Origin of the sequence: Streptomyces himastatinicus ATCC 53653 (assembly GCF_000158915.1) — a bacterium.
In the GTDB taxonomy this organism is placed as follows: domain Bacteria; phylum Actinomycetota; class Actinomycetes; order Streptomycetales; family Streptomycetaceae; genus Streptomyces; species Streptomyces himastatinicus.
On record NZ_GG657754.1, the window covers coordinates 1,897,072 to 1,908,848 of the forward strand.

At 70.1% G+C, this 11,777-nt stretch carries 6 protein-coding genes and 1 pseudogene; 4 read left to right on the forward strand and 3 right to left on the reverse strand.

Annotation, left to right across the window (positions count from 1 at the left end):
• The first annotated feature begins 164 nt into the window (after nucleotides 1-164).
• The 3 genes from SSOG_RS07275 to SSOG_RS07285 all read left to right on the forward strand — a co-directional run bounded on the left by SSOG_RS07275 (nucleotide 165) and on the right by SSOG_RS07285 (nucleotide 7,571).
• Entirely contained in the window at nucleotides 165-6,521 is a 6,357-nt protein-coding gene (locus SSOG_RS07275) for an RHS repeat-associated core domain-containing protein (RefSeq protein WP_245606240.1), read from the forward strand.
• A 113-nt stretch (nucleotides 6,522-6,634) separates the two neighbouring features.
• A complete protein-coding gene (locus tag SSOG_RS07280) occupies nucleotides 6,635-7,090 on the forward strand; it encodes a hypothetical protein (protein WP_009713565.1) in 456 nt (151 codons plus the stop codon).
• Nucleotides 7,091-7,193: 103 nt separating this feature from the next.
• On the forward strand, nucleotides 7,194-7,571 hold the full coding sequence (locus tag SSOG_RS07285; protein ID WP_039936808.1) for a DUF779 domain-containing protein: 378 nt from the start codon (nucleotides 7,194-7,196) through the stop codon (nucleotides 7,569-7,571).
• An 83-nt stretch (nucleotides 7,572-7,654) separates the two neighbouring features.
• On the opposite strand, the gene SSOG_RS07290 is transcribed toward SSOG_RS07285, so the two are convergent.
• The 3 genes from SSOG_RS07290 to SSOG_RS07300 form a co-directional block, all read right to left on the reverse strand.
• Nucleotides 7,655-9,835, reverse strand: coding sequence for a putative bifunctional diguanylate cyclase/phosphodiesterase (locus tag SSOG_RS07290; RefSeq protein WP_009713567.1), 2,181 nt, complete (start codon nucleotides 9,833-9,835; stop codon nucleotides 7,655-7,657).
• 369 nt (nucleotides 9,836-10,204) lie between these two features.
• The gene (locus tag SSOG_RS07295) at nucleotides 10,205-10,825 is read right to left on the reverse strand and encodes an Hsp20/alpha crystallin family protein (protein ID WP_342634277.1); all 621 of its coding nucleotides are present in this window, start codon (nucleotides 10,823-10,825) and stop codon (nucleotides 10,205-10,207) included.
• A gap of 73 nt (nucleotides 10,826-10,898) precedes the next feature.
• Entirely contained in the window at nucleotides 10,899-11,162 is a 264-nt protein-coding gene (locus SSOG_RS07300; RefSeq protein ID WP_009713570.1) for a UBP-type zinc finger domain-containing protein, read from the reverse strand.
• A 218-nt stretch (nucleotides 11,163-11,380) separates the two neighbouring features.
• On the opposite strand from SSOG_RS07300, the pseudogene SSOG_RS53335 reads away from it, so the two are divergent.
• Nucleotides 11,381-11,777 (forward strand): annotated as a pseudogene (locus tag SSOG_RS53335) (transcriptional regulator); the annotation flags it as partial.

The window sequence follows — 11,777 nt, forward strand, 5'->3', positions numbered from 1 at the left end:
GCCCCACCCGCCACCACTTCCACAACCCGCCCTTATCGCACGGCGATGCCGGAGCGCCACGACGCGCAGTCCGGCACGCCACTCAGCCATGGACGGCATCACGCATGCGACGCAAACCACCACGCCTTTCATCCGGAGCGCTGTACAGGCCGGTCTCCCTGGTCATGTCCGCGCTGATGGTCGGCGGACTGATCCAGGCCGCCGCCTCACCCGCCGCGGCCGCCACCGGCCACCCACTGCCAAGTGTGCCCAAGGCGGACAAGCCCGTGGCCGGCACCAACGGACTGAAGCCCCGGCCCCGCAAGCTCACCAAAGGCCCGCGAACACCGGCCGAACCGCCCCGGCACTCCTGGCCCGAGCCCGGCACCGCCACCGTGGAGATACCCGGACACGGCTCCGAGCGGGCCGGTGACCTCCCGCTGCGCATAGCCCCGTCGAAGACAGCGAAGAACGCTGCCCAAGGCACCGTCGAGGCCCGCCTGCACAGCCGTGGACAGGCCGAACGCGCCGGCGTCGACGGGCTGCTGTTCACCCTGAAGACCCAGGACCGTGCGAAGAAGACGGCCGCGGCCGGCTCCCGGAACGCATCCGCCCGGGCCCGCGCGGGCAAGGCCGCCGTCACCGTCGACTACGCCGGCGTCGCCCAGGCCTTCGGCGGCGGCTACGCATCGAGGCTGCGCCTGGTCGAACTGCCCGCCTGTGCCCTGACCACCCCCACCAAGGATGCCTGCCGCAAGAGCACCCCGCTCGCCACGCGCAACGACACCGACCACCACACCCTGACCGCGAACACGGTGAGCCTGCGCTCCTCCGCGGCGACCCTCCTGGCTGCCGCGCCGGAGACCGGTGGGGAGAAGGGCGACTTCAAGGCCACCTCCCTGTCGCCGTCGGCAACCTGGAGCACCCAGCTCAACACCGGCGACTTCACGTGGTCCTACGACATGCCCGTGCCGGACGTCCCCGGTGACCTCACCCCCGAGGTGGGCCTGGACTACTCATCGAGCTCTGTCGACGGCCGCACCGGCGCCACCAACAACCAGGGCTCCTGGGTGGGCGACGGCTTCGAACTGTCGCCCGGCTTCATCGAACGCCGCTACAAGCCGTGCGCCGAGGACGGGGAGAAGAACGCCGACGGCAACAAGCCGGGCGACCTGTGCTGGGCATACGACAACGCCTATCTGACCTTCAACGGCAAGGGCGGCGAACTGGTCCCCGTCGGCAACGACGAGTTCAAGCTGCAGCAGGACGACGGCACCCGAATCGCCCGCCTGACGAGCACGGAACGCGGCAACGGCGACAACGACGGCGAGTACTGGCGACTGACCGCCCCCGACGGCACCCGTTACTACTTCGGCTACCACCGCCTGCCCGGCTGGGCCGACGGCAAGGAGACCACCGACTCGACGTGGACCGTGCCGGTCTTCGGCAACAACACCGGTGAGCCGTGCCACGCGAGCGCCTTCGCCGACTCCTGGTGCCAGCAGGCATGGCGGTGGAACCTTGACTACGTGGTGGACACCCACGGCAACGCCATGGGCTACCACTACGCCAAGGAGACCAACTCCTACGGCCGCAACCTGAAGGCCGACGCCGACACCCCCTACACCCGCGGCGGCTACCTGCAGCGCATCGACTACGGCCTGCGTTCCTCGCGCATGTTCGCCGACAAGCCGCCGGCCCAGGTCGTCTTCGACAGCGCCGAGCGCTGCCTGCCTCAGGACGGCGTCACCTGCGCGGCCGACACCATCGACAGCAAGTCGTTCTACTGGTACGACACGCCGTGGGACCTGAACTGCAAGCCCGGCACCAAGTGCGACAACGGCAGGCTGACGCCGTCGTTCTGGACCCGTAAGCGGCTGACCGCGGTCACCACCCAGCTCCTGAAGCCCGACGGCTCCTACGGCAAGGCCGACTCCTGGCAGCTCACCCACCGCTGGGGCATGGCGGACACCGACTACCAGCTGCTCCTCGACAGCGTGCAGCACACCGGCCACACCGCCACACCGTCGATCACGCTGCCCAAGACCACCTTCGCCTACACCCAGCTCGCCAACCGGCTGGACCGCACCGGCGACGGCTACGCCCCCTTCATCAAGGCGCGGCTGTCCACCGTCGCGGACGAGTCGGGTGGCCAGATCGACGTCAACTACTCCGCTCCGGCGTGCGACGTCGACGCGACGCCGACCCCCGAGACCAACACCACCCGGTGCTTCCCGCAGTACATCGGCGGTGACAGCAGCGACGCCCCGGACCGCGAGTGGTTCAACAAATACGTGGTCACCTCCGTGACGTCCACCGACCGTACCGGCGGCGCCCCCGACCAGGTCACCGCCTACGACTACCTCGACGGCGCCGCCTGGCACTTCGATGACGACGACGGCTTGACCAAGGAGAAGTACAAGACCTGGTCCCAGTGGCGCGGCTACGGCCACGTGCGGGTCCGAAGCGGCGGCCAGGGCGGTGCGGCCGCCATGAAGTCGCAGGAGGAGCACTACTTCCTGCGCGGCATGGACGGCGACCGCAGGACACCGGCGGGCGGCACCAAGTCCGTGACCGTCGCGCTCGGCGCCGGTGAGGGCGACGCGATCACAGACGACGAGGCGACCGCGGGCTTCGAGTACCGCACGGTGTCCTTCGACCGGCCCGGCGGCACGATCCTGCAGAAGACCGTGTACCGGCCCTGGCGCCACGAGACGGCCAGGAAGGTCCGGGACTGGGGCACCGTCACCGCCGACTTCACCGGTATCTCCGAGGCGAAGAACTACACGTCACTGGACGACGGAGCCGGTGACAAGTGGCGGACCACCGCCACCTCCACCAGCCACGACACCGTCGCGGGACGGCCCATCCGGGAGGAAGACCTGGGGGACACCTCCACGGCCGACGACGACCAGTGCACCCGCACGACCTACGCCACCAACACCGACAAGAACATCCTCCTGCTGCCCGCGCGGGTGGAGACCGTCGCCAAGGCGTGTGACGCCACGGTCGACCGGACCAAGGACGTCATCGACGACACCCGCACCGCCTACGACGGCGGCGCCTACGGCGCGGCCCCGACCAAGGGCGACGTGACGGGCACCGCACCGCTCAAGGGTGACAACGGCACCAAGGCGACCTATCTGGAGGCCGGCGCCACCTACGACGACTACGGACGCGAACTCACCGTCACCGACGTCACGGCCGACGTGACCGTGACCGGCAACGCCGACCCCGTGCGCACCGCCCGCACCGGCGGCCGCACCACCACCACGGCCTACGTCCCGTCCGTCGGCCTCCCCACCCGGACCAAGACCACCACGCCGCCCGCCGACACCGACAACCCCACGAGCGCCCAGACCACCGTCAAGGACCTCGACCCGCTGCGCGGACTGCTGCTCAAGCAGACCGACACCAACAACAACGTCACCAGCTACGCCTACGACGCGCTCGGCCGCTCCACCAAGGTGTGGCTCGCCGACCGCGCCACGAGCGGTGTGCCGACGTACGAGTACGCCTACTCGGTCACCGAGGGCAAGCCCGTCACCGTGGCCACCAAGCTGCTCGACAACGAGGGCGGCCAGATCACGTCGTACAAGCTGTACGACGGGTTCCTGCGCGAGCGTCAGGCCCAGGCACCCGGCCCCGACGGCGGCCGGATCATCTCCGACAACTTCTACGACGAGCGCGGTCTGACCACCAAGACCTTCGCCCCCTACTACGCCACCGGCAGCCCCGTCGCCGAGCTGTTCAAGCCCGCCGACGCGCTGGGGGTGGAGACCCAGACCCGCACCTTCTACGACGGTCTCGGCCGCCAGGTCGAGGAGCGTCAGATCGCCGGCAACGGCGACGGCGGCACCGTCCTGTCCACCAAGAAGACGGTCTACGGCGGCGACCGCACCACCCTGATCCCGCCGACCGGCGACACCACCGTCACCTCCCTGGTCGACGCGCGCGGGAACATCACCGAACTGCGCCAGCACCACACCCGCGACCCGCAGTCGGCCTACGACACGACCACCTACGACCACACCCCTTCGGGCGACCTGCTGAAGGTCACCGACCCGGCCGGCAACAGCTGGAGCTACACGTACGACCAGCTCGGCCACCAGACGTCCTTCACCGACCCCGACCGGGGTCGCACCGACACCACGTACGACGACCACGGTCAGGTGATCTCCAGCACCGACCAGCGCGGCACCACCCTGTTCAACAGCTACGACGGACTGGGCCGCAAGACCGAGCTGCGCGAGGGTTCCGCCACCGGCAAGCTGCGGGTCAAGTGGACGTACGACACCGTCTCCGGAGCCAAGGGTCAGCTCGCCGAGTCGATCCGCTACGTGGACGGCCATGCGTACACCACCGCGGTAACCGCCTACGACAAGCTGTACCGGCCCACCAAGACGGCGACCGTCATCCCGGCCTCCGAGGGCGCGCTGGCCGGCGCCTACCAGTCCGGCACCGCCTACAAGCCCTCCGGCCTGGTCGCCTCGCTCAGCTACTCCGCCGCCGGCTCACTGCCGGGCGGCTCGATCAACTACTCCTACGAGGACCAGACCCTCCGGCCGATCTCCGTCTACGGCCAGGGCATGACCTCGACCGCCGCCTACAGCCAGACCGGCAAGCCGCTGGTGTACAGCTTCGGTCTGACCAACGGTGAGAAGAAGACGCAGGTCACCAATACCTACGAGTTCGGCACCCAGCGGCTGGCGACCACGCGCGTCGACCGCGAGGGACAGGCGGGCGTCGACCAGAACGTTTCCTTCCGCTACGACGAGGCCGGCAACGTCCTCTCCCTGCGGGACGTCTCCCGCACCGGCACCGACAACCAGTGCTTCGCGTATGACCATCTGCGCCGTCTGACGGAGGCGTGGGCCGAGGGGGACCAGACCTGCGCCGACTCGCCGTCCGCGGACGAGCTGGGCGGTCCGGCTCCGTACTGGCAGTCGTACACCTATGACAAGGCCGGCAACCGCCTCACCGACACCCGGCACGACGCCGGAGGCGACGCCGCCAAGGACATCGAGCACACCTACGAGTACCCCCCTGCGGGCAAGCCCAAGGCCCACCAACTGTCCGCGCTCACCACGCAGGGACCTGTGGGAACCAGCCGGACCGACTACGCCTACGACGAGACCGGCAACACCACCGACCGCGGCGAGCAGCACCTGGAGTGGGACGCCGAGGGGCTCCTGGCCAAAGTCACCGAACCCGTCGACGGCAAACCGGCCAAGACCACCGAGTATGTGTACGACGCCAACGGCAACCGGCTCATCGACCGCACGGGCGACCGGACCACGCTGCACCTCGGCCACACGGACGTCACCCTGGACAAGGGCGCGACCAAGGCGAAGGCGACCCGCTACATCGACCTCGGCAGCGGCCACCAGGCGGTCCGCGCCGACGACGGCAGCTTCTCCTTCACCCTGGCCGACCACCACGGCACCGGCATGCTGGCCGTCGCCGCCACCGACCTGGCCCTCACCCAGCGCCGGGTCACGCCCTTCGGCGAGGCCCGCGGTACGGCACCGGCCGCCTGGCCCGGGACCAAGGGCTTCGTCGGCGGTATCGACGAGACGAAGGACACCGGCCTCACCCACCTGGGTGCCCGCGAGTACGACCGCCAGACCGGCCGGTTCCTCTCCGTCGACCCGGTGATGGATCCGGCGGACCCGCAGCAGATGAACGGCTACACCTACGGCAACAACAACCCGCTGGTGTACGCCGACCCGGACGGGAAGTTCTTCGGCTTCCTGGAATTGTTCAAGCTGCTGAAGAAGACGATCCACTACCTCCTCAACAAGGTGCCCAACAAGAACCCGGGCTTCATGCAGCGGCGCACACAGGCGCCGGCCGTAAGCAGTGGCAAGCTGCGCGGAACGCTTCAGCAGATCTATCCGAAGGCGCGAGCCAAGCAGGTCTTCGGCAACGGCAAGCTGTCCACGGCGATCATCCACGAGTTCAACACGGGGCAGCCCCTGCCGGAGAAAACCCAGCTGCATCTGCAGAAGGGCTGGGCGACCATGAGCGCTCTCTCGGAGATTCTGGAGAACGACCGCAAGGCCAGGGAGACCGGCAAGAACACCAAGAAGACCCCTCTGCTGTCCGACAGCGATCTGAAGGTCGCCAAGGCCGAAGCGGCGGAACTCTGGGACGCGCTCAACTCACGTGACGTCACCGGCAACATCAAGAAGCGGATGAACGCCGACACCGGCATGAAGAGCGCCGTCAAGACGGACTTCGACGCGGTGGCCAAGACACCCGCCGTGAAGGAACTGACGGGAACGGAGTTCAAGCCGGTCCAGTACAAGAGCCCCCAGCCGGTCGGCCAGCCCACGCGGCTGCGCGGCTTCTCCAGAACCCTCGGTATCGTCGGCGGCATCACGACAGCCGCCGAGGCGCCCTCCTACGTACACCAGTACGGATGGAAGAAGGGCCTGGTGGAGATGGGCAAGGACATCGTGGACCCGTTCGGGTTCCACGACGCCCTGGAGCCGCCGCAGACGAGCGGAGGCGTATGCCCTCCCGAGAGCTGCGCCTGACAGTGAGCCCGACACGCTGTGCCGGACAATGAGGACGGGGCTCGTCGTGCCGCACCTCGCACGACGGGCCCCGCGCCCATGAGCACGACTGCCGCACACCCACTGAGGAAAACATGAGCGACGTCCCCACCGGGGCGAATCCGGCCCAGGAAATCCTGGCCGACGAGATCCCCTCTCTGCTGCTGCGCATGATCCCGGAATCCGCCGCCTCCATCGCCGAGATGTTCCATCGGCCCGCGGACGTGGCCGTTGTGACCGAGGAGGCGTGGGTACGGCTGTACCCTCTGCTGGCCGAGTGCTTCACGACGCCCGTGCTGATGCCCGAGCTGGAGAGCGACAGCCCCGACACCGAACTGCTGCACCGGTGCTGGGACTTCGTGGAGCGCATCGTCGCCCACTCCACGGAGCACGTCAGCGGCGCTGTCCACTTCGAGGTACTCGAACAGCTTCTGAACGCCGAGGGTCTGGTAGAGGCGGCCTGGCCCTACATGAGGCCCCACACCCGCGCCCGTACCCTGAAAATGCTGGACAGCTTCGATGTCCGCGTGCGCGGCATCAACTGGCGCTGACGACGGGGTTCCGTGCAACCATCTCGCAACGTACCGGGGAGTTGACTGGGCGGAGACACCGCCACGAACTTACTGGCACGAGACGGGAAGGCGGGAGCCTGTGATGACGGAGATCTCACGCATCGCCCTGACAGAGTCCGCGGCCGATCTGATCCGCCGGTTGACCGCGGAGCACGGGCCGCTGATGTTCCATCAGTCGGGCGGCTGCTGCGACGGCAGCGCGCCCATGTGCTACCCGCTGGGCGAGTTCCGTACGGGCGCGTCCGATGTGCTGCTCGCCGAGCTGGAGGTGGACGGGGTCGAGAAGCCAGTCGGCTTCTGGATGTCCGTGTCGCAGTTCGAGCGGTGGCGGCATACGCATCTGACGGTGGACGTGGTGCCGGGGCGCGGCAGCGGCTTCTCGCTGGAGGCGCCGGAGGGCGTCCGCTTCCTGATCCGCTCCCGGCTGCTGGACGCGCCCGAGCAGGACGCGGCGGAGTAGGGCGTACCGGAGCGGGGCGCGGCGGAGCAGGGGCGCGCGGCGCCCGCCCGTACGGCGCTCACCGCGTCCCGCCCGCCGGGCGCTCAGCTGGCGTCGGCCAGCGCCAGGGTGTGCAGCCGCTCCGGGGGGCCGGGGCGGGCGTAGTACCAGCCCTGGGCGGTGTCGAATCCCAGCATCCGCAGATGTTCGGCCTGTACCGCCGTCTCGACGCCCTCCACCGTGACCGCCAGGTCGAGCGTATGGGCCAGCGAGACGATGCCCTCCACGATCTTGACGTCGACGGGGTCGGCCGGGGCGCGCTGCATGCCGCGGGTGAAGGAGCGGTCCAGCTTGAGGGTGCTGACCGGGAGGCGGCGCAGATACGAGAGGTTGGAGTAGCCGGTGCCGAAGTCGTCCAGGGCGATGTCCACGCCCAGGTCGGCGAGTTGCCGCAGCGGCCGCAGGGCGTCCTCGTCGGCGCCGATGAGGTCGTTCTCGGTGACCTCCAGGCACAGGGCGCTCGGGCACAGTCCGGCGTTCTCCAGGACCGCCACGGTGTCGGACACCAGCGTGGGGTGGCTCAGCTGGCAGGGCGACAGGTTGACGTTGACCCGCAGCCGCTCGGCCTCGCCCTCGGGAGCGTCCTGCCAGGCGCGGGCCTGCCGGGCCGCCTGCTCCAGCACCCAGCGGCCGAGCGGCACGATCAGGCCGGTGTCCTCGGCGAGCGGGATGAACTGGTCCGGTCCGAGCACCCCGTGCACCGGGTGCAGCCAGCGCACCAGCGCCTCGGCGCCGCGTACGGTGCCGTCGGCGAGCCGTACCAGCGGCTGGTACTCGATGAAGAACTCGCCGTTCTCCAGGGCCGACGGCAGCCCGTTGCTGAGGCTGTGACGGGCGATCACCCGGGCGTTGGAGTCGTCGTCGGCGAGTTCGTAGCGGTTGCCGCCCGCGGCCTTGGCCCGGTACATGGTGATGTCGGCGCTGCGCAGCACCTCGGCCCGGCCGATCTCCCCGGCCCGCCCGTCGACGACGCCGATGCTGGCCCGTACCCGCAGCTCGCGGCCCTCGACCTGGACGGGGTCGGCGAGCGCGGCGAGCATCCGGCGGGCCATCGCGGTGCCGTCCGCCTGCGCGGCGGGCCCGGTGACCAGCGCCAGGAACTCGTCCCCGCCGACCCGGGCGACCAGCTCGTGCGGGGACGCCACGCACCCCTGGAGCCGCTCAGCGACGGCCCGCAGCATCCGGTCCCCCGCCACGTGCCCGAGGCTGTCGTTGACGGCCTTGAAGCCGTCGAGGTCCAGGTAGCACACGCCGAAGCGCTGGGCGTCGGCCGCGGCGGCGAGCGCCTGGTCGAGGCGTTCCAGGAACAGGGTGCGGTTGGGCAGCCCGGTCAGCTCGTCATGGGTGGCCTCGTAGCGCAGCCGCTCGCGCAGCAGCCGGTGCTCGGTGATGTCCTCGGCGAGCGCGAGCTGGTACTGGGGCGCGCCATGGGAGTCGCGGAGCAGGGTGACGGTGAGATTGGTCCACAGCACGCTGCCGTCGTCGCGGTAGTGCGGCTTCTCGATGCGGAAGAGGTCGCGCTCCCCCGTCACCAGCTCGCGGTACAGCTCGTGGACGCCCGGGGCGTCGTCGGGGTGGACGAACTCGGTGACGTTGCGGCCGGGGCGGAAGAAGGAGGCCCCGCCGAACATCCTGGCCATCGCGTCGTTGACGACGAGGACTTCGCCGTCGAGTCCGGCGATCCCCACGCCGATCACCGCACCCTCGAACACGGCCTGGAACTTGGCCTCGCTCGCGTGCAGCGCCTTCTCGGCCTCTTCGCGCGCGGTCAGGGCGGCGCGGGAGATGGCGTTCCGCTCGTCGCGCTCACGCTCACGCAGGGCCCGGACGAAACCGGCGGCGAGCGCGTGCTGGAGCCGGGCGCAGCGGGCCCGTACGTCCTCGTCGCTCATCGGCCGGTCCGGCGGGGCGTAGAGCACCAGATACGCGTCGATGATCCCGAGGATCGCGGGCAGCGCCTCGGGCTCGGCGCACTGGGCGTCCACCAGCGCGGCGCCCACCTCGTAGGCGTCGGCGGTGTCGAAGGGGACGGCGCGCAGGGCGTCGCTCAGCCGGTGGGCCAGCGGCAGCAGATAGTCCTCGAACTCGTCAAGGGTCATGGTGGTGGCCGACATCGGGTGGACGGCCCGGCTCCAGACCGCCGCGAACCGCCGCAGCCTCCCGTGGTCCGCCTCGGCGTCCCCGGCGCCGTCCCGACGTCTCGGCCCGCCCGGCGTCGAGGTCATATCGCACGCCTCGCCGGGGGGACGCCGCCGGGGGCTGGTTCGTCCTCGCCTGTGGCGTCGATGTCCGCGCCTGTGGTGTTGATGCCCGCCGGCCGCCAGGTGGCCTTCAAGTCCCGCACTTCCTTCGCCCTCTTCCGGCTTCCGGGGCCGCCCTCGGGGTCGTCCGCGTCCTCGGGGCAGTGGAGCACGACGAAGAGCGGCAGGGCAACCCGCTGCTGAGGCGAGATTACTGATCAACCGTTGGCTGGGGAAAGGAAAAATGGACATTGGCCATCCGGATGTACCCGCGGAGAGGGGAGAAGCCGGGAGAAGACGGGCACCGGACGGCGGCGCCCGGGTGGGGCGCCGCCGTGGGGAGGGGGGTCGGGTTCAGCGGTTGCGGCCGCGGAACCCCCAGCCGGATGTGCGGGCCTGACCGGACTCTTGGGCCCCCTGCGCCTCTTGAGCCTCTTGGGCTTCAGTGGCCCCTTCGGTCATCCGCGTCCTTCCGGCTTCGGCCTGTTGCCCCCTGCCGGTCTCCTCGCTCTCGGTGATCTCGACATGACGGGGTTTCACGGCCTCCGCCTTCGGGACGGTGATAGTGAGCACACCGTCGGCCATCTCGGCCTTGACGGCCTCGGTGTTGACCTCGGCGGGCAGCAGCATCCGGTACTCGAAGCGCCCGGTGCGACGGGTGCTCCGGCGCACTACGCCCTCGCGTTCGCGTTCCCCGATCTCGCCGGAGACGGTCAGCTCCTGGCCGCTCACCTCCACGTCCACGTCGGCGCGCCGGACGCCGGGGAGGTCCACTTCGACCCGGTAGGCGTCGTCGGCCTCGATGACGTCGGCGGCGGGCGCCCATGTGGTGAGGGCGGGCGGGGCGGCGCCGACGGTGGATTCGAGGAGTCCGCCCATCTGGCTGAGCAGTTCGTCGAATTCCGCCAGGGGGTTGCGGCTCCAGCCCCGGGGGCGTTCGAGGGGGCCTGCGCCCCGGTGTCGTCGGACGGGCATGCTCATCGTCCTTCACCTCCGTGGTTCTGTGGTTCTGCGGTTCGGTGGTTCCGTGGTGATGGTTGTGGGCAAGTCAGACCAGGGCCTCGTGGACGTAGCACCACCGCCATTCCTCGCCCTGTTCCAGGGGCTCGACGATGGGATGGCTCGCCGTCGCGGCATGGGCGCGGGCGTGCTTGAGCGGGGAGGAGTCGCAGCAGCCGACGTGTCCGCAGGTCAGGCAGAGCCGCAGATGCACCCAGGGCGACCCGAGGCGCAGGCACTCCTCGCACCCCTCCGGGGTGTGCGGGGCGACCGGGCGCACCATGGACAGATGGGGGTCGGGCTCGATGGCCATGGCGTTCGCCCTCCTTGCCGTAGCGTGCGGCCGGATGTGCGCGTCGCCGCCGCTGGTCCGGCCCATCGGGTCATTGGCCGGACCATTGGCGGGGCGGAGGCCCACGCCGTCAGGGTGACAAGGGCGGGCTGTGGTGCGCCTGCGTCCCCGAGGTCGAAATTACGGCTCTGAATTCGCCCTCTTGCGGTGATTCGCCGGGATACGGGTATCCGGACCGCATGGCCCCATCAGGTGTCGCCGATGAGCTGGTGCTGCGCTGTCTGACCATGTTCGACAGCCAGGACGAGACGGAGATACTGCGCCGGGCGATGGCCCAGGTCAGTACCGTCGGCCCGGGCCGCGCCGAGGCGGGCTATCTGCTGCTCGGCGACGGCCTGGTGCGCTGCCCGGACGACGGCTTCCGGGCGACCGCGGCCCTGGACGCGCAGGTCAGGCAGCTGGCGGGCCGGGACGGTCCGGTGCGCTTCCCCCGGCGGGGCTGGGGGTGGGCGTTCGCCCTGCGCGAGCCGGACGGGCTGGGGGCACCGGATGGGACGGGGGCACCCGACCGGCTGCGGGGCGCGCTGGTGGTCAGCTCCCGGGACCGGCCGGGCGAGGACGAGCGGTTCCTGCTCT